The sequence below is a fragment of the Paracoccaceae bacterium genome, from assembly GCA_033344815.1.
GTDB lineage: Bacteria > Pseudomonadota > Alphaproteobacteria > Rhodobacterales > Rhodobacteraceae > Roseobacter.
The window spans coordinates 765,431-785,291 of the sequence record JAWPMR010000001.1 but is presented as its reverse complement, the minus strand read 5'-3'; the positions used below and the strand labels follow the sequence as shown (position 1 = coordinate 785,291).

Below are 19,861 nucleotides of genomic sequence, written 5' to 3'. Positions count from 1 at the left end.
ATCAGCCCAAATCGGAAATGCTTCATCGATGACGCTCGCGCATGCAGCATAACAACCAAATTTGGCTTCTCGAATGACGCGCCTAGTAGCAGCGGCAAAAATTCGTTTTGCCGAATAACAGGCGACCATTTTGATTATCTTAATTGAAGGGGACATAAGGAACCCGCGCCGCATGCAACGAGAAATCCGGTTTTGGCGCGCGCGCCCGACAATCAATGTCGTCTGGCTTTGAATGACTTCAGGTCGTGCAGGAAAACCTTATCTATCTTGGGACAGCCAGCTAAAGACCTCTGAGTATCAGTCTACCCTTGCCACTGTTTTTCCTAAATTTGCACTTGGACTCCGGAGAGTTTTGGCACTAGCTAAGCCTAATTTTTTCCATACCGTTGATGGAATTCCATCGACATCTCCAGCGACGGCAACCACGTTCAAGTTGACTTGCGATATTCAGCCGTTACCATTCTAAAGACCGGGGACGGGTTAAAAATCATATGAATGCGGATAGCTTGACCGTCAAATTTGACGACGTGAACTATACGAATGCGTACTGTATTCTATGGAATTCGTCTCCGGAAGACACATCAATCCGCGACCTGCTTAATCGTTCTTGCGGGGAAACAAGTGCTTCTGACAACCGGCTGCTCTCTGTAACCGCGGCCTGTTGCGAGATTTCTGGCAGCAATCAGGCGCAGCCTGAAATACAGCATAGGATCATTGCTGACAATTCCAACAGGGGCCGCCGCCAATGACAGGCTCATCGGGGCATCTTATCGTCAGTGGGCGTTGGGACGACAACGTCGCGATTGTGGATATCGAAAAGGCGTTGCTGCCGGAAAATGATGGTACGTCCAATGCAGTTGTATCGCGCCCTCGCGCAACACCTGACCTTGATCTTGACGGCGACGGGAATGCAGACGCCCGTGCCAGCGGCCAACCGGTCACAGTGGCCGTGGATGCTGCCGGGCAATATGCCTATGTCGTGTGCCATTCAGGTGCCGCGACGCCGGAAGCAGCAGGCGCCTATCAACACGGTCACCCGGGGTTGGTGACGATGCTGGATGTCAATGCGGCACTGGATCCTGCGCATGATGACACGCTTGGCGCTGTCGTCGAATTCATCTCGACCGGACGCACGGGACCAGTGGGCTGTGCGCTCACGCCGGATGGTAAAGCACTGCTCGTCAATTGTGGCGAGGCGGCGGGGAGCGAAGACGGCGGGGATGAATTGACGGTGATCGACGTCGGCGCACGCCAGGTAACCGCTCGCACATCATTGGTGCTCAACCCCGATCACACCGCAAGAGTTCCCAGCAGCCACGACAGTCCACATGAGACGTTCGGTCATTACCCCAATCCCACCGGTATCGTGATCTCCCCGATATCTGGTGGTGTCGTCTTTATTGGCAACGGTGGTTTCAGCGACGTATCTGTTCTTGATCTTGCCAAAGCCCGGTCCGGTGCACCTGACGCAGAGATCAACCGTGTGCCCACCGAAACCGGACCCTTCGGTATGGCCTTGAGCCCTGATGGCAAGCTCGTCGCAGTTGCGGCCCGTGAAAGCATGTCGCGCCCTTATGAGGGCGAAACCGTATCCATCATTGATGTGGCACGCGCTGCTGCGGGGCGCCCCGATTCAGAAATGGCCCGCATTAAAGTGGGCGGCAGTGAGGATAGTATGCACAGCCGTCCATTCGGCGTCGCGTTTTCTCAAGATGGCAAGCTGCTCATTGCTTCGTGCTTCCGCACCAACGCAATTTCGATCCTCGATGTCGATGCCGCCATCGCCGGCCAGCCCGCGGAAAGGCACAGACTGTATCCCGACGCACCTGCCGGCGGCCCGTCCAGACCAAGAGGGATTGCAATCTGTGGTCGATATGCCTGTGTGATCGGCGGCGCAAAAGGGGGCTCAGGCAGCAGTCTCGTTTGGCTGATCGATATTGATGCTGGGTCGGTTGCTGGCACCGTATGCGGCGTTGGCAACGAATCCTATTTCTTGGCAGCGGTTCCGCCGACCACGGCATAATTTCCAAGACAAAAAGCACGGCCCAATGAGGAGCGATTGAACAATAACAAGGAACGGCACTAACCAGTAACATACCAAGGGAGGAAAAAAGATGATGAGTTTCAAAAGAAGGTCGGCGATCGGCCTCGCCATGGCAGCGACGCTATGCGCCACGACCGCAACCGCACAGGATGCTTTGGATCTGCGGATGTCTGTCGAAAGCACCCCCGGAGCGTCAACGCAGCAAATTCTTGGAGCGTTTCGAGATGCCCTCAACGAAGAGATGGGTGATGCGGTTGCCATCGAGTATTTCGACAGTGGCACGCTAGGTGATGAGATTGTGCACATGCAACAGGTGCGCACCGGCCAATTGGACGTCATTCCAATCGGATCGGACGCTGTACAACTCGACTCTAAGTTTGCGGTCTTTGACATCCCGTTCCTTTTCACCAGCCGCGAGCAGGTCTCCGCAGTTCTGGACGGCCCGATCGGGGAAGAACTGGACAAGTCTTTCCAGGAAAACGCTGGTCTGAAGGTGCTGGGGTTTGGTGAGATCGGCTTTCGCCACATCACCAACAATATCCGCCCGGTTGTGACACCCGCCGATCTTGAAGGGCTGAAGCTTAGGACGCCAGGAAGCAGCACGCGGATCATGTCGTTCGAAATGCTTGGCGCATCCCCGATCAAGATGAATATCGGAGAAGTTTATCTTGCGCTCCAACAGGGCGTCATTGACGGTCAGGAGAACCCTTTTGGCAACATCGCAAAGTGGTCTTGGGATGAAGTGCAGAACTACATTTCGTTGTCACGTCACGTCTATACGCCAATTACGCTGGTGATGAACCTTCGGCGCTACGAGAGCCTTACGGATGCACAGCGTGAAGCTGTACATGCAGCAGCCCGGGTCGCTGTGGAATCGAGCCGCGCTTATGGTGCTGAGAACGACGCGTCACTCGAGGCTGTTATCCGTGAACGCTCCCCGGACGTCAAATTCAATGAGATCGACGGCGCCAGCTTTAGCGATATCGCCAAAGCGATCGGTGCAGAAATCGGCGAGACCGCCGGGGCCGAGTTCACCGCCCGCTTTGTCGAAGCAGCGTCTCAGTGACAAGCTAGAATGAGCAGCGACAGGTACGTCGCACTCTCCAGACCGCGCGCAGGTGTTTGTGCGCGGTTTCTATTGCAGATCACGCGGCAGAGGGGCTCCCATGACGCAAAGTAGCAAAGACCATGACGCAAAAGCTGTCGCAGAACAAATCGACCGGACAGCACGCAAGATGGAACTGGCTGACCCTGATGAGGGATTGGGGCGTCTTGACACCGCGATCAACCGAAGTGTCGAAGCCATTGGCGTGCTCGCGCTGACCTCCATAGTCGTGGTCGTGTTTATGAATGCCTCATCGCGTTATCTGATGAACTACAGTTTTACTTGGGCCGAGGAAATGGTGCAGATGACGATGCCCTGGCTGGCGATGTCGGGGGTGTTTTTGTCGATGCGTCGCGGAACCGTGATCCGGATCGACTTCTTTTTTGAAAAGATGCCTGCGCAGATACGACCTTTCATTGCGCGCGCCGGCCTCGCATTCAACTGCTTGGTTTTGGCGACACTGGCATATGTTTCCTACGATTTTGTGCGCCTCTTTGGCGGTGACAAGACGCTATACGTGGGGCTACCAACCGGAGCTTCTACGTCAGCGCTCATGTTCGGGGCAGCTGGCGTGGCGATGGCTTATGCGGCGGCCTTTGTTGGCGCTTTCCGTCGCAAAGCTCATAATGCTGATGGAGACCACCAATGACACCACTTGTCGGCGCAGGTCTGTCGATCGTCATGCTTTGCGGTTTGCTGGTCTGCCGCATCCCGATGATTGTTGCGATCATGGCGGTCGTATTCTTCAGCAACTTTGTTTCTGGGGCCTGGTTGATAACCCTGCCTCAAACCATGATGTCCGGGATTGGACGTTTCGTGCTGATCGCGCTGCCGCTTTTTGTACTTGCTGGTGGCCTCATGAACGCGGGAGGGATATCAGGGCGCTTGTTTGAATTTGCCCGTGCTCTCGTTGGGTCGTTGCGGGGCGGTCTGGCCCATGTAAACGTTGTGACTAGTATGTTCTTTGGCGGAATGATCGGCTCATCTACAGCTGACCTGGCCGGCACTGGATCGATCGTCATTCCTGAAATGCGCAAGAACGGCTATCCTGCTGATTTTTCGGCAGCGCTCACCGCATCATCAGCTGGCATCGGCCCAATGATTCCGCCCAGTTCGCCCATGATTCTATATTCGGCTATGACCGGCGTGTCGCTTGGTTCCCTGTTTCTTGCAGGCCTTATACCGGGCTTGTTGCTTGGTGTCCTTTTGATGCTGATCATTGCATGGCTTGCCCGCCGCAACGGATGGAAGGCCTATGCGGTCTTCTCGTTCGAGGAGGTGATGCGCACAGGACGCCGCGCCATCCTGTCCTTCGGCATGCCCTTGATCATCGTAGGAGGGCTTGTGGTCGGGATATTTACACCCTCAGAAGCAGGAGCCTTCGCCGTCATCTATGCGCTTGTTCTTGCGATGCTGGTATATCGTGTGCTCAACTTGAAGGGGCTGTATCGGGTTTTGTCCAACGCGGTCCAGCTCAGTGGTGAGTTACTGATTATCGTGGGGCTTTCCTTTGCCCTTGGTTCAGCCCTGACGAATGCGCGCTTGCCAGAGTTTTTAATAGAGTTCATTGATTTGGCGACGGTGGTCGACAGCATGTATCTCAGGCTTCTCGTGCTTTTGGTACTGGCCATTCTTGCCGGGATGATCCTTGACCCGCTCATCCCGGTTTTAATGCCGATCATTCTTCCGACACTCATTTTTTATGATGTTGATCTGGTGCACTTCGGAGTGCTCATGGTGCTTGCGGTCGTCATTGGTCAGGTTACTCCGCCCATGGCTATTGCGCTTATTATCGCAGGGAAGATCGCCAATGTTGATCAGATCCGGGTCATGAAGGCGAATACCCCGTTTTTTCTAGGAATAGTTGGGTTCCTTCTGTTTGCAATAGCCGTGCCGGGACTTGCCACCTGGCTGCCAAATCTGCTTCGGAATTGAAGCATGCCCGGGCAACTGGCTTGTGTCGCAAAAATGGAACCTACACCCCTAACCGGTTGAGAGCAGAAAGCTCAAAGATCATGGAGTGTTTCGCAAGTATTAGAAATAGCTGCCCAGCGGCAATATCATCCGCCTCTGAGATGGGGTTCAAAGTTCGAGGAAACAATGATTTGCATGAATGGTCGCTACTGGAAAGCTTTGCTGTACAATCGTAAACTATCACGGTCTTAAGTTCAGGCGAGACGGCCGCTGCATCAGCAATAGGCAGCTGTGTCCGAGATCCCGACCTTCGGCTTTCGGATCGTTTAGCACCTGCGGCGAATGGCCGGTTCGACGGGCCGCGTCGCAGCATGTTGACCAAGTGGTGGAGGTCCGCTCTGGGCTGTCCGTTACAGTGAAAGTGGCGCTGAATGGCCTGATGCTGCAACGCATCCGATGACCGCAATGAGCCCTCACCGGACCTTATATTTTCTTGCTGCACTCGCGCGCAGCACGGATTTTTCTGCGGGCGCGCAATTATTCTTGTCGCGGTGCGGCGGGATTTCCGGCCATTCATGCAAAACGCAGCATTTTTTGAGGAGGGAATTCACAGGTCGCGGACTAAACAGTCATTCGCTGCTGCGCGGCGAAAAAAAAATTTTCAGACTGGCCAACTTTTTGAAGAATGAACCGCCCCTTGTTTGCCGGAGACCCAGAAGTAAGGATACTGGGTTAAAGAAAAGAAGAAGTTTGGAAAGCGATATCCGGGCGAACTGCGCGTGCGTGCTGTGCGCATGGTCTTGGATCATTAGAGCGAATATCGAAGTAGGTCAGCCGCGATTTCATCGGTTTCTCAGAAGGTTGGATGCAGTCGGGACAGCTTGCGCATCCGCTGACCGGCAGGGCATTGCGCAGCAATGTCCCGAGAGGTTGGATAAAGCAGCATGAGACCGATAGCGGTCTGCGTGGGGGAGTGACCAGGGCTGAACGGGATCACATCAAGGAACTTGAGCGCGAGAACCGGCAGTTGCGACAGGCGAATGAGATATTGAAAAAGGCATCTGCTTATTTTGCTCAGGCGGAGCTCGACCGCCCGTTTCGGAAATGATCCCCTTCATTCAGGACCACCGAGGTCAACATGGGGTCGAGCCGATATGCCGGGTTTTGCAGATCGCCCCTTCGACTTTTTATGAACATCCGGCCATTGCGCGTGATCTGGACTGGGCTTCAGATCGTGCCAAGCGTGACAGGGAACTGCGCCGCGAGCTATTGCGCGTTTGGCAAGACAACCGTTCGGTCTATGGCGCACGCAAGCTGTGGCACGCGGTGAAGCGGGAGCAATTTGATATTGCCCGCTGCACGGTTGAGCGGCTGATGCGTGACATAGGAATTGAGGGTGTTCGGCGGAGCAAGAAGGTCAAAACAACCTATGGTCAGCCTGCAGAGGTTTGTCCGCTGGATAAGGTGAACAGGCAATTCCGTGCCTCTCAGCCCAACCAGCTCTGGGTGTAGGATTTTACCTTCGCCTCGACCTGGCGGGGCTTTGTCTACGTTGCCTTTGTCATCGACACCTTTGCGAACAAGATTGTGGGATGGAAGGTCTCGACATCACAGGACACGCAGTTTGTCTTGGATGCTTTGGAGCAGGCGATCCACGCCCGTCGTCCAGCCGAAAATCTTATCCATCATTCTGATCGGGGATCTCAATGGGTATCAATCAAGTACACCGAGCGGTTGGTTGATGCAGGGTTGGAACCGTCTGTCGGTAGCGTCGGGGACTCGTATGACAACGCACTCGCCGAAACTATCATCGGCTTGTTCAAGACCGAGGTCATCAACCGCTTGGGACCATGGAAGTCCAAAGACCAAGTTGAGTGGGAAACCCTCAAGTGGGTCGATTTGTTCAACACCAAGCGGCTTCTCGAGCCACTGGGATACATTACGCCGCAAGAAGCAGAGGACGCATTCTATCAAGTCTTGAAAACAGACGACATTGCAGCTTGAAATACGAGCTTAACAGCCTCCTGTAAAATTGAGGCGGTTCAGAAATGACAGATTTTCCGTCTTGCCTAAAGTTAGTTTACTGCAATTCGCCCAGATATTGATCCTGAACAAAGCCGCTCGCTGCGCGCTTAGTTATAATGCCGAATACAAGCAAGTCGGGATAATATGCAATGAAGCAAGCAAAATTGAGGATTGCTGCCTTCGCGGTTGCTACAATTACCGTCATAGGCGTCTGGATGTTCATACCGGGTAGCGATGACGCGCTTCCGAAGGGGTTTGTCAAAGGAAACGGTCGAATAGAAGCGGAGCAAATCGAAATTGCTCCAACACTTGCCGGACGCGTCGAGGATGTGATGGTCGCCGAAGGCAGTCTTGTCACTCAAGATCAAGTTTTGGTTGTTATGGATACGGACGAGCTATCCGCCATACTTGACAAGGCAAAAGCAGAGGTTGCGTTAACGCATCAGGCAAAAATCGAAGCGCAGGCCATCGTTGTCCGGCGCAAAAGCGAATTGCTTCGCGCCGAGCACGAACTGGAGCGTGCCAACTCTTTACTGTCGAATGATAACATTTCGGAGACTATTTTCGAAGACCGCCAGACTGCGCATCAGGTTGCAGAGGCAATCCTGGGAGCTGCCCAGGCAAGAGTGGCAACTGAAAACAGCAGAATTACTGCATCGGAAGCGGAAGCCCGTCGCATTCAGGAACAAATAAAAGACAGCTCTTTGATCGCTCCTGCGGCGGGCCGTGTCCTATACCGGCTAGCGGAGCCAGGCGAAGTTGTTGGAGTGGGATCACCAATCCTGACACTCCTGAGCCTCGACAAAGTCTATATGGATGTTTTTCTGCCCGCGCGGGAAGCAGGATTGCTGCCGATCGGAGCAGAAGCGCGCATTGTTTTGGATGCGTTGCCTGACTACGCCATCCCGGCGACAGTTTCTTTTGTCTCTCCCGAAGCGCAGTTCACGCCAAAACAAGTTGAAACACTCAGCGAACGGGAACAGCTTGTTTTTCGTGTGCGTGTCCGGATTCCACAAGAGCTTATCGAAGGACGGATTGAGCATGTCAAAACAGGTTTGCGCGGCGAGGCGATTGTTCGTCTGAATGCGCAAAACGCCTGGCCCGAACACTTGGAACGACGCATCCCGCCTGAGTTGTTCGAATGAATTCCGACCCTGATGATCTTGTAGCGCGAGTCGATAAGGTCTCTCATCGCTACGGAGAGCTCACAGCTCTGGACAGCTTGACCGTTGAATTGCCAAAAGGTCAGCTGACCGGGTTCATCGGGCCAGATGGTGTCGGCAAATCTACGTTGTTGGCGCTGATTACTGGCGCCAAAAAACTGCAAATCGGGGCGGTCGATGTATTCGGTGGGTCGATGGCTGATGCCGTTCACAGGCGGCAGATATGTCCCGCTATCGCTTTCATGCCGCAAGGTTTGGGCAGCAATTTGTACTCTGAACTATCGGTGCAGGAAAATCTCGAATTTTTCTCACGCCTTTTTGGGCAATCGCAAGAAGAGCGTGAACACCGGATTGGTGCGCTGCTGACGGCCACTGGCCTGCTCTCCTTTTCCGACAGGCCTATGGGGAATTTGTCCGGCGGTATGAAACAAAAGCTTGGGCTGTGCTGCGCGTTGATTCACGACCCAAAGCTTCTGGTTTTGGATGAGCCGACAACCGGGGTTGATCCTTCGGCGCGCCGCCAGTTCTGGGCTCTGATTGACGCGATCAGAGTGCAGACGCCGACGATAACCGTCTTGGTGTCTACGGCTTACATGGAAGAAGCGGCAAGCTTCGACAAGATCGTTGCGTTGGATCGGGGCAAAATTCTCTTCGACGGGCCCCCTGAAGCCCTCATTGGCGACGCGTCGGACATTGAAGTGGCCTATCGGAAGCTCCAGTCTCGACAGGAGCCACCGAGTTTCTCCACAGAGGACAGAGCAAGGAACCATAACTGCGCCCCAGTTATCATGGCGCAAGGTCTCACCAAGCGTTTTGGCGACTTTACGGCTGTTGACGCTGTTGATTTTTCAATCGATCGTGGCGAGATATTCGGTTTTCTGGGCTCTAACGGGTGCGGCAAATCGACGACAATGAAGATGCTCACGGGACTGTTACCAGCAAGCTCGGGTGAGGCCTATCTCTTTGGTGATCCGGTTGACGCGCGCAACCGCAAGATGCGGCATCAAATTGGGTACATGAGCCAAGCCTTTTCGCTCTACAGTGAGTTGACCGTGCGGCAAAACTTGCAGTTGCATGCACGCATATTCGACGTCCCCGATCAAGCCGCACGTCTCGACGCACTGGCAGACCGCTTTGACCTTGATGATTACAGCGACACGTTAGCATCGGCTTTGCCGCTCGGGATCAAACAACGTCTGTCACTGGCTGTGGCAGTCCTGCACAAACCTCAGGTTCTCATCTTGGATGAGCCGACTTCTGGCGTGGACCCGCAGGCGCGAGATGCTTTCTGGGTCTTGTTGCTAGAACTGTCGCGCAACGAAGGTGTGACAATTTTTGTATCCACCCATTTCATGGCCGAAGCGGAGCGGTGTGACCGGGTTTCCTTTATGCACGAGGGAAAAGTCCTCGCGGAAGGAACACCTGAGGTTTTGATCGCATCGCACTTCGCAAACAGCCTTGAAGATGCGTTCGTCAAGATCCTCGAGGATGTCGAGCCATCCGCACCTATAGTGGCCCCAAGAGCGCAGGAACAGCCGGACGGGAAATATGGGTCGGACCCAATGCAACGCATCTTCGCTTATGCCCGTCGCGAGACTGTCGAGATCCTGAGAGACCCGGTGCGGCTCGCTTTTGCCTTCCTTGGCTCGATTGTCCTCATGCTCGTTTTTTGTTTCGGTATCACGTTGGATATTGAAGAACTGGACTTTGCCGTTCTTGATCTTTCTCAGGGACCGGAAAGCCGCGCTTACATCTCAGAAATCGATGGATCGAGATACTTCGAATTGACCGAAAGCCTGAGTAACGTGGAAGACGGCAGACGGCGGCTGGTGACAGGAGACGTTTCACTGGTTGTCGAAATACCGCCCGACTTCGGCCAAAAGCTGCGTGCTGGTGAGCCCACGGAAATTCTTGCAATCGTAGACGGCGCAATTCCATTCAAAGGAGAGACGATTGAGGGGTATATTGCCGGTCTGCACCAGACTTTTCTGGGTGCTCAGGCCCGGGAAAAAGGCGTTACTCACACAGATATTGCGCGGATCGAGCCACGCTTTCGCTACAACGAAAGCTTCGAGAGCATTGCAGCCATGGCACCTGCCATGCCCGCCATCCTGCTCATCATGCTACCGGCTGTCTTGATGGCTGTTAGCGTTGCGCGCGAACGTGAACTTGGATCGGTCATAAATTTCTACGTGACGCCGACAACGCGCCTTGAGTTTCTGATTGGAAAACAGATCCCTTACATCGTTATCGCTTATCTCAATTTTTTAGTTTTGGCGTGGATGACGATAATGGTTTTCGGTGTGCCGCTCAAAGGCGACCCAGTGCCCCTGGCTATTGGTGCGTTGCTATACGTTTGGGCCACCACCTCCTATGGGCTTGTCGTTGCAACTATGACATCGAGCCAGGTGGCGGCAACCTTTGCGACCGCTATTGCGTCGGTCGTTCCGACTATACAATTCTCCGGGCTACTGCAGCCGGTTTCAACCCTTGAAGGGGGCGCGCAGACGATTGGTCAGCTTTGGCCCGCTTCGTATTTTTTGCACCTGAACGTAGGCGCGTTCACCAAAGGTCTCGGTTGGGACGCGCTTTTGCCGGATGTTTTGGCGCTGGCGTGTTTCGGTCCCATACTCACAGCAATCGCTGCCCTTTCACTTCGCGCTCAGGAGAAGTAGATGCAGCGCGTGTCCATCATCTTCTGGCTCGGATTAAAAGAAGTCATGAGCTTGCGCCGCGACTGGGTCTTGATGGCTCTGTTGGTTTGGTCATTCACACTGGCACCCGTTATGGAAGCCACTGGTGTTGCCAGTTCTGTCAACAACGCCTCTATCGCCTTCGCAGACGAAGACAATTCTCCCCTCTCGCGCACCTTGGCCACCGCGTTTTTCCCTCCTGAATTTCAACCGGTTGTTCAGATAGCACCGGATGACGCGGGTCCATCAATGGATGAGGGCAAGTTTCTGTTCGTGGTGGCGGTACCGCCTGGGTTTGAAAAGGATCTGCGCGCGGGCCGCTCACCCGAACTCCAAGTGCTCGTAGATGCGACGGCGATGGAACAAGCGGGGATTGGCGCAAATTACGTCCTAAACATACTTGGAACTGAAATAAGCCGATTTGCCGTAGGAGCGGATCTCGTAGAGCAGCCTATGGTCGACATCATAGTGCGCAGCGCGTTCAACCCCAATCGAGACACGGTCAGGTTTGCCGGAATAGTAGCCCTCATCGGCCAGATCATGTGGCTGACGACAATACTTACCGGGGCTGCGATGATCCGGGAAAGGGAGCATGGCACCATTGAGCACTTGCTAGCTATGCCAGTCTCTCCCTTTGATGTGGCGGTCGCTAAGATCTGGTCAAATGCAGCGGTGGTGCTTGTCGCAACAACACTGTCTCTGACCTTTGTGATGCAAGGGATACTTGGCATAACGATCGCCGGTTCGAAGCCACTATTTCTTGTGGGAACTGCGCTCTTTTTGTTCACCGCGACCGCAATGGGCGTACTTTTGGCGACAGTCGCGCGGTCCATGGCGCAGTTTGCTTTGCTAGTCATGCTGGTTATCCTTCCAATGCTGATGCTCTCGGGCGGCGAAACACCTGTCGAGGGTCAACCTACCTGGCTGCAAGCGGGCACCCTGTTTCTCCCGTCCCGGCATTACATGTCGGCCAGCCAAGCCATTATTTTCAAGGGTGCCGGGTTTGACGACATTTGGTTCGAGTTTGTTTGGATGGGTTTTCTGGGACTGGCGCTTTTGGGAACGAGTTTAGCCCTGTTTCGCAATTCGATGGAGTGAAGCGTCCATGAATCTTTTGCCAGCGCGCGTCAAAAGCGCGCGGTCGATTTCTGCAGTGCAGAATTATACGCTCGTGCATGGTCCAAGTTGGGCTCTTTCCAGACCTCGGATTCATCGCAGCATCTTGTGATAAGATACGTTGGTCAACGTCGGGTTGTCGTTGTGGGAGTGCGAGGCGGATCGGAGGATCAGTCATGGAAACACCAAAGCTACCTGCCATTCGAGTACTTCGTCCCGTTTGGAACAAGGGCCGCATAGTCGGCCGGAAACGCCCATTGAAGCCAAAGCATGTTTGGGCGATCAAGGTCCGGCTGGAACTAGCAGAGAACCATCGTGATCTTGCCCTCTTCAATATGGCGATTGATAGCAAGCTACGTGGTTGTGACCTTTGTCGCATGCAAGTCGTCGATGTTATGGCGTCAGGCCAGATCAAAGAACGGGCGTCGGTGCTGCAAAGCAAGACACAGAAACCGGTGCGGTTCGAGATTTCGGAAGGTACCCGAGCGTCGGTCGCAAAGTGGATGGAAGATCCGCTGATGGTTGGGTCAGAAAATCTCTGGCGTGGCCGCTTCCATGAACTTCTGCACATCTCAACCCGTCAGTACGCGCGGATCGTTCGGGATTGAGTCACCTCAATTGGCCTTGAAGCAACCGCCTACGGGACGGACTCAATGCGCCGGACCAAGGTCACCCAGATCTACAAAAAGACGGGCAATTTGCGCGCTGTCCAACTTTTGTTGGGGCACACCAAGATGGATAGCACTGTCCGGTATCTAGGTGTCGAAATTGAAGATGCTTTAACCATCGCAAAAGCCATCGAAATCTAACAAAAGGGGCCGCTTACAGGGGCGGCCCAAACCGGCCATTGCCAAAGTAGTCAAGTGCTGCGGTGCAGCTTAACCAGACCGGACTTTCGCTTCGGGCGCAAAATAAAGAGGTGGTCGAACTCACTATAATGGTGGACATACGCCCCCCTGTATTTCCCATTGGACCACTGCCCAATGTTGCCGTCAAAAACCACTCGTCCCGCACAGTTTTGAACCTTCTATTCAGACTATTCATAGCGCCGACCCTCGTGGGGGCAACGCAGGAATGGTATGTGCACTGTGATTGCCAAAAACTCGAAATCGCACAGCCGGATGACGTGCTGGCCCACCAAAATTCCCCTTCCCAAAGTTGTCCCCAAGCATAGGAGCTTACCATGGCCAAACGACCCAACGAGAAGAACGAACGCCTAAAACGCCGCTTTCTGGAATACTGCAAATTCGCCCGCCAGCTTTCGGATAAGACGCTGGATCGTGAGATCTCAGCCCTTGAACGGTTTGACGTCTGGAACAGGCGCAAGGACTTTGCTCGCTTTCACATCGAGCAAGCGATGGGTTTCCGCACGCACTTGGAGCAAAGCAAGACAAAGACTGGAAAACCTTTTGGCAAATCGACGATGCGGTCTTTCTTGGCCAATTTGCGGGAATTTGTCCTGTGGCTTTCTCAGCAAGACGGGTTCCGCAGTCGCATAAAAGCGGCTGACGCAGATTCTTTCAACCTATCCCGACGTGATGAAGCAGACGCCCGCGCGGCCAACCCCGCCCAGCGCCAAGTATAAACCAAGCCAAACGTACCCTTGCACTTATGCCTAGCGCCACGACGCAGCAAAAGCGCGACAAAGCAGTCTTTGCACTTCTGTGCCTTACGGGCGTTCGTGTCGCGGCCTTAGTATCGCTCAAGATCAAACACGTCGATTTGCAGGAACAATCTGTTACCCAAGACCCGCGCGAAGTGGCGGCCAAGTTTGGCAAGGTCATCGACACCTTCTTTGCCAAAGGGTTTGACGAAGCTGAAACCGCTCTTGCCAACTGGATGACCTATTGTGACGAAGTCGCACTCGGCTAGGTCGCAATGATGAATGACCGTAGGGACCTTCTTCGTCCAGTTGATTTGCGCATAAGCAGCAAGCCGATGATGCCCATCGACCAAAACCAGTGCTTCCGTGTCCGGGTTTTTCCACAGCGTGAGCGGGTCTAGCGTTTGCCCGTTCTGTAGCGCCTTCAAAAGGCCCGTGACATGCCTGTCATCCAACTCGCAATGACGGAACTGGAAGACCTTAGGACGGGTTTCGATTTCCTGTAGCCTGACGACACGCTTCGACTTGCGCTTAACGCATTGATTGTTAATTGAAATTCCTACTTTTGCTTGTGATTTTGGGGATGTATCGGGCACGATCAACCTATGCAGACTGCACACCCTTGTAGCTGCACACCCCAGCTGCGCCCCCTAGCTACCCACTGCGTCTAATCTGGGGCATACCACTACAGCTTAACTGAGGCTTCATCCCCCTCCTGCCAAGACACAGACAAGTTGCAGTCAAGCATGGGGGAAGCGTGGCTAGCCCGCGCTATCATACCCTAGAGACAAGCTCAGGTACGCTCACGTTTCGGGTGGCTTCTATGGTGGGCCATAACTCTACAGCGTTCCGGACGTAAACACAGCACCCCCGCCTACATCAAAACGCAGTTAGGTAGCCCTGTTGCTCCATTGCTTTCCAAATGTCCTGTTGTGCTTTCTCAAGCTGTTCCCTCAGCAGCCCGTGGTCGTATCCATCGGCTGTGTCTTTGTCGCCCTCCCAGCCGCCAAGGTCGCGTATGCGGTCCTCAGCTACTCCAGCCCTTCTAGCTACAGTCCGCCACGTGTGCCTGAAAGAGTGAAACACCATTCGCCCGTCTGTTTCCGCACCAAGTGTTTGTCGTCTGTAACGGGTAAACCATTGCGAGACCCCGCTCACCTTGCCCGTCGAAGGCTTGAGGGACCACTCAGGAAAAAGCCGTCGTTGATCACTGGATAGCTGTGCCTGCAACTGCGCTGCCTTTTCTGTTCTGCCTACAAGCAGGCGTTGGGCATCTCCAACAAGAGGAATGTAGCGTGCTGCGTTGTCTGTCTTGCCTGCGCGAATAGTGAAGCCTGATCCGTCGCTTTCTACATCGTCCATCATCAATGACCCTATCTCGTCCACCCGGCACCCTGTCACCAACGCCAACCGCATCAGGTCGCCCTGACGGCTTCCCCAGTCGCCGAAACCACGTAATAACTTCTCGACCTGATCCGGCGCAAAGGCCTCACGCTTCTTATCAGACTTTGGCTTCCTCGCTTTCTTCGTTGGTGTGCCTGTATGCTCAACGATCTACGGGTTGCGAATGGGTTTACCACTCTTGTTCTTGAGGTAGCGTTTGTCGACTATCGCCCATTTCCACATCCCCCTCAGCAAGGTCATTTGCTTCGCCACTGTCTGCGGCTTCAAGCCCACTTGAACGGGTAGATACTCTGTCCTGAACTTGAACACGGTGTCTGGGGTGATGTCGCCCAGCGTCGGCTCGGTATTTTCAAAGAACCTCAGCAAGTGCCTCACTGTGGAACGTACGTTTAAGGGTGTCGTGACGCTCAAGGCGTCAAACCCATGTAGTTTCCCCTCCCGCCGCTCGTGTAGATACTCCTCCAGTGCCTTTTCCAAAGGCATCGCCCCTCTGAAGACCATCCCCGCGAACCGTTGCGCATCCTCGCCTCTGCCTGCCCTGTCCGCCTTGTCCAGTTCATCTGTGAGGACGTGGTCGATACCGTCCGGGTTGTCTGCCTCCTCCCGCATCTGCCGCCACTGCGCTGCGTTTTCAGGCGAAAGGTCAATGATCCTGCCGACACCGTTCCTCCCCGTCGCCGCAAGTGCGTCCGCTTCGAGCTGCTTGATCTGGCCCAGCCTTATGTCCCTCAGGCGCACAGCTTCAGAGTGTTTGCGAATGTTCAGCCCTAGCTTAATCTCCCGTCCGAAAGGCTTCCCAGTCCAAGGGTTCTTGGTGCCGACCAGAACCTCAGGTGCAACAACCCTTAGCGTGTACCCCTTGCCACGCGGTTTTGTCAGGTGCTTCATATCAGGCTCGCTGCCGCTTGGGTCTGTTGGGAAAGCTGTAGTGTGGTCCATCATGTACCACTGCTCGGCGTGTACCACATCCAATTTCACCATTATCCGTCAATAGGTTAGGTGTAGTGGCGGAGACGAAGGAAGCATCTGTATTTAGATAAGACTCTGTTTAACAATGATAAAAAATGAAATATATGATAATTTACCACAAATTGCACCACAGTGCGTACTGAAGCTGGCGGACTATTCACCCCTTCAGAACATCAAGAACTTCGGCAACACTCGAAGCTTTGTCGCCCCAACGTTCAGCATCTCTGAGTTCGTCCAACAGCGAAAGTGGCGACAAGTCAAAGTTGAAGTCGCCCTTGTCTTCAACCAATGTTTTCAGCCCCTGTAAGTTTTCGGTGAAGCCCTCTTGATCTTGGCAAACTATAAGGATGGTTTTGAGCGCGCGAATGTTGATTTCCATTGGTGTGCCCGGGTTGATCTTAAGTTCACCAAGTAGAATCTCCGCACCCTTAAAATCTCCTGCTACCGCTCCCGCCAGTGCCATTTTGAACGTTGTAAAGGGCCAAGACGCGCCAGCGGACTGGGCGTCGGAGTAGAGGGAAAAGGCTGCTTCGGCATCTCCGTCAGCTAGAGCATCGTCCCCTCTCTTTATGTCGGCATTCGGATTTGTCCGTTCGATCGCTAAAGTTTGCGGGGCGCGGCCACCGACGATCTTTGATCTCAACGAAGCTGCATGTGGGTTATCAGCTTGCAACTCATCGACCTTGTCCAGATCCTTCAACGCCTTTTCTGTTTCTCCCACCAAAAACAGCGCTCGGGCTCTACCTATGAAAAGGGTATAGCTAGTTGGCTCGCTTTCTATCTTTTTATTATATAATTCAATTGCTTCTGCATATCTCCCCTCGGAGAGCAAATCTCGAACTTGTACTCCAGAGGTATTTTTTTCAACGTTGGCAGTTGTGCCACCGTAAGTCGTCTGTTCCCCAGGAGAGGTTATGGCGTCTTTAGTTAAATCTTTCTGCAGATCGGTAAGGATGCCCCTCTTGAGCTCTCGGTCTGCCCTCTGAATTGACGCAAACTCGCGGTCGGCGATTTCAAGCAGACCCGCTAGGGACAGAAACTTGCGCCTCACGGTTTTAGGAATGTTCTTGCTACCCTTGTACTGGATATCATGTTCCATTTCGGCCCAAGCGTGCTGCAAAACTGTTCTCACTTGAATTTCACACACATAATTTCGATAGGCTGCAAATTCTGGGAGAGCCAACCGCTCTTCGGTTAGTCGAACCAAATAGTGAATGCTCTGATACCCAAACTGACCCTTTTCGACACGTTCCTCGCCAACGTCTCTTTTCTCAATAATTTCAAAGTTCTCATCAACAAATTCTGTCACCATTGCGATGTCGTCGATGGTGAAAACAATCACCCTCACACCCGCCAAATCTGTAATCTCTTCGAGCGGGTTTTGGTACTTCGCTGCACCTGCGTCGTCCGTTTTGCACGCCTTCCGTTCAAAACTCTCGACGTCTTTCGCCCGTGGATCAATCGAGTGGAACCTTACATTGGCCTGCCCGAACGAAGCTTCGATAACTTGCGCCACAACTGAACACAATGCCTTATAGATGGGGCGGTTTTTGCGGTACTCGCTGATGTAGTCTTTCATCTGTCCACCCTTTGATTGGTCGCCAGTGGACCTGCCAGCGCCTTGAGATCTGTTACAAACTCCGAAATCGGTTCCACACCGGAGAGCCACAAGTGGTCTCGTGCCCGAGTGGCCGCGACGTAGAGCAAGTGTCTCTCCGTAGACATCACTTCATCCAATTGGCTCTCGTCTTTCGCGGAAAGCAGCCTTTCCTCGTCAGGGAAGACTGATTGATCTAGCGATACCACCGCCACTGCTTGAAACTCAGAGCCTTTGGCAGCATGCATGCTCAGCCAATTCAACTTTGGGAAATCGGTCATCCAGGAACCTGACAACTCTTCAAGCAAAGCCTCAGTTCGGACAAGCACCGCAATCTCGTCTTCGGCCAAACCGCTCGCGACCAATTCTGCGATCCAGCTGGATACCCTTTGCATCTCGTCGGACCGGTCTTTGAATGACCGAACCGTGGGCCACGGGCCTTCAAAGACTGAGGTCACTCCCAGCCTACTTTCCTCAGCGCCATCCGCCTCGACGAGCGTTTCTGGAAGTAGCGTTTCACTTCCCATGCGGATTTGATGCGAAGTACGATAGTTCACTTTCAAGCTACGCGATCTTCCTCTAACCTGGACCCGCGTTGCACTCCATGGGAAGGGCGCTCGAAAGATACGCTGCCCGATATCACCTGCGAAGAACAATCCGTTTTGTGCGTGGCCGAGCTTTTCACCGAGCAACAGAAGTTCTGGCACCGAAATGTCCTGCGCCTCATCGACGAGGACATGTGTGTACGGCCACGTTCCGTTCCTCCTTAGCTCGTGTGCAAGCTGAGCCGAGGTTTTTTTGCCAAGCGCTGCCAAACCTGAACGGACAGCCTGGAAGACCTTCCACAGTTCATCCTTTCTTGATGCCGCCATGCGCACCTTGCGACCAAGCCTCGGCAGATCACGATATTCATCAGCTGACTGCACGTTCCAGGCGTCAACGATCAAAGACCACTCATCAAAGAGGAAATCTCGGTCGACCGGATTACCCTGTTTGTCGGCTACCAATTGCAACAACTGCTTCAGATCGTCGTCCGATGCGATCTCAAAACTACCAAATTGTTCGAAATATTGCTGGTTTATCGTCTTTTGGAGAGCGGCAACTTCGATCCGCCCCGCAACCGTCAGATTTGCAATCAATGGTACCTTTTCAGCGAGCCTGAGTGCGAGATTTTCGTTGAAGGTTGCCAGCATTACGCGCGCATTCTCAGATTTCGCCAGCCGCACGGCCCTATGAAGCGCGACCACAGTCTTTCCTGTCCCAGCCGAACCGATAACCCGGGCTGGGCCGTTGAAGTCGCGATCAACAAACTCGCGCTGTGCCGGATGCAGGAAGACCGACCATTTCTCCCATGGGGAGTCGAGCGCCGCCTTGAGCTCTTCCAGATTGTCCATAACCCGAAACCGACGCTCTGCATCGGGATGGCTCCAAGGGTCTGCACTGGCAGCAATGGGTTCGGCTGGCGTGGGACGAACACCGGTGGCGGCCTGAACAATCGCTTCCGCCGCCTCTGCTGGCAGATATCCTGCGATTTCTAGGATCGTGTCCTCGGTGACAGCACGGACCGTTTCAAGCCAATCGGTAGGGATGCCCCAGGACAACAACGTGTCGTCGGTTTCATCCGCAAAGAGCCGCGGCATGGGAATGTCTTCTTGGACGTAGTTCGGGATCACGATGTCTTCGACGGTTTCCCGCGCCTCCACAATCTGGATTGCGCCGGTCTTGGGGTGGCTTTCGATCCGTCGAGTTTCAGCCCAACGGTAGGCGTCATCATGATGCCCAACCCAAGCTAGAAGCGTATCTTGATCACGTTTGTGAATGACCATCCGAATGTCGCGATTGACGCGTGCTGTCCAAAAGCCGGGGTCCCGAGCCCGATCAACGCGGTGCATGGAAAGCCCTGGAAGACTTGGGTCCATTTGAAAGTCAAAAACTGTGGTTTTGACAGCCTTCTGTTCCTGCGACGTAAGTCTTGCTAGGGCATCATAGAACGTATCGGCAATGCGATGGGTCATTTTATCGATACGTACCTGGCAAGGTTCATCCCTTTGCGAACTTCCGTTTGATAACTTTTCTTCAACCCGGCTCTAACTACGACTTCTTCTAAGGACATCCCATCGATTGCGTCTGCATGGGTGATGCCAAACAAATGGATAGAGACCACCTTGCCAGTTGCAGGATCGTGGTACATCTCAGCTAAGCGCCTCGCGGCTTCATCAAGTGTCATC

At 53.8% G+C, this 19,861-nt stretch carries 14 protein-coding genes, 2 pseudogenes and 1 other annotated feature; of the genes and pseudogenes, 10 read left to right on the top strand and 6 right to left on the bottom strand.

The window, feature by feature from the left end:
- Window positions 1-745: 745 nt before the first annotated feature.
- The 10 genes and pseudogenes from R8G34_03700 to R8G34_03655 all read left to right on the top strand — a co-directional run bounded on the left by R8G34_03700 (window position 746) and on the right by R8G34_03655 (window position 13,645).
- Window positions 746-2,023, top strand: a complete 1,278-nt coding sequence (locus R8G34_03700; GenBank protein ID MDW3221980.1) for a hypothetical protein — start codon at window positions 746-748, stop codon at window positions 2,021-2,023.
- Window positions 2,024-2,117: 94 nt separating this feature from the next.
- A complete protein-coding gene (locus R8G34_03695; protein MDW3221979.1) occupies window positions 2,118-3,110 on the top strand; it encodes a TRAP transporter substrate-binding protein in 993 nt (330 codons plus the stop codon).
- Between the two features lie 100 nt (window positions 3,111-3,210).
- Window positions 3,211-3,798, top strand: coding sequence for a TRAP transporter small permease (locus R8G34_03690; protein ID MDW3221978.1), 588 nt, complete (start codon window positions 3,211-3,213; stop codon window positions 3,796-3,798).
- A complete protein-coding gene (locus R8G34_03685) occupies window positions 3,795-5,084 on the top strand; it encodes a TRAP transporter large permease (protein ID MDW3221977.1) in 1,290 nt (429 codons plus the stop codon). Before R8G34_03690 ends, R8G34_03685 begins: the two co-directional genes overlap by 4 nt.
- Before the next feature lie 860 nt (window positions 5,085-5,944).
- Window positions 5,945-7,067, top strand: a pseudogene (locus tag R8G34_03680) (IS3 family transposase).
- Window positions 6,126-6,242, top strand: a sequence feature (AL1L pseudoknot). (Overlaps the previous pseudogene by 117 nt.)
- 170 nt (window positions 7,068-7,237) lie before the next feature.
- Window positions 7,238-8,233 (top strand): HlyD family efflux transporter periplasmic adaptor subunit, encoded by a 996-nt coding sequence (locus R8G34_03675; protein MDW3221976.1) that lies wholly within the window; start codon window positions 7,238-7,240, stop codon window positions 8,231-8,233.
- Window positions 8,230-10,926 (top strand): ribosome-associated ATPase/putative transporter RbbA, encoded by a 2,697-nt coding sequence (rbbA, locus tag R8G34_03670; GenBank protein ID MDW3221975.1) that lies wholly within the window; start codon window positions 8,230-8,232, stop codon window positions 10,924-10,926. The genes R8G34_03675 and rbbA overlap by 4 nt, the downstream gene beginning before the upstream one ends.
- Window positions 10,927-12,042, top strand: a complete 1,116-nt coding sequence (locus R8G34_03665) for an ABC transporter permease (protein MDW3221974.1) — start codon at window positions 10,927-10,929, stop codon at window positions 12,040-12,042.
- Between the two features lie 194 nt (window positions 12,043-12,236).
- A pseudogene (locus R8G34_03660) lies at window positions 12,237-12,869 on the top strand (tyrosine-type recombinase/integrase).
- A 374-nt stretch (window positions 12,870-13,243) separates the two neighbouring features.
- Complete coding sequence (locus R8G34_03655) at window positions 13,244-13,645, top strand: hypothetical protein (GenBank protein MDW3221973.1); 402 nt, start codon at window positions 13,244-13,246, stop codon at window positions 13,643-13,645.
- Between the two features lie 107 nt (window positions 13,646-13,752).
- Here R8G34_03655 and R8G34_03650 read toward each other — a convergent pair whose 3' ends face one another.
- From R8G34_03650 to R8G34_03625, 6 genes are all read right to left on the bottom strand, one after another.
- Complete coding sequence (locus R8G34_03650) at window positions 13,753-14,265, bottom strand: ParB N-terminal domain-containing protein (protein MDW3221972.1); 513 nt, start codon at window positions 14,263-14,265, stop codon at window positions 13,753-13,755.
- Window positions 14,266-14,542: 277 nt separating this feature from the next.
- The gene (locus R8G34_03645; protein MDW3221971.1) at window positions 14,543-15,217 is read right to left on the bottom strand and encodes a tyrosine-type recombinase/integrase; all 675 of its coding nucleotides are present in this window, start codon (window positions 15,215-15,217) and stop codon (window positions 14,543-14,545) included.
- Window positions 15,218-16,048: a phage integrase SAM-like domain-containing protein gene (locus R8G34_03640; GenBank protein ID MDW3221970.1), complete on the bottom strand. Its 831-nt coding sequence runs from the start codon at window positions 16,046-16,048 to the stop codon at window positions 15,218-15,220. It abuts the gene before it with no gap.
- Between the two features lie 145 nt (window positions 16,049-16,193).
- The gene (locus R8G34_03635) at window positions 16,194-17,615 is read right to left on the bottom strand and encodes a tetratricopeptide repeat protein (GenBank protein MDW3221969.1); all 1,422 of its coding nucleotides are present in this window, start codon (window positions 17,613-17,615) and stop codon (window positions 16,194-16,196) included.
- The gene (locus R8G34_03630) at window positions 17,612-19,648 is read right to left on the bottom strand and encodes a 3'-5' exonuclease (protein MDW3221968.1); all 2,037 of its coding nucleotides are present in this window, start codon (window positions 19,646-19,648) and stop codon (window positions 17,612-17,614) included. The genes R8G34_03635 and R8G34_03630 overlap by 4 nt, the downstream gene beginning before the upstream one ends.
- The gene (locus R8G34_03625; protein ID MDW3221967.1) at window positions 19,645-19,860 is read right to left on the bottom strand and encodes a hypothetical protein; all 216 of its coding nucleotides are present in this window, start codon (window positions 19,858-19,860) and stop codon (window positions 19,645-19,647) included. Before R8G34_03625 ends, R8G34_03630 begins: the two co-directional genes overlap by 4 nt.
- Window position 19,861 lies beyond the last annotated feature (1 nt).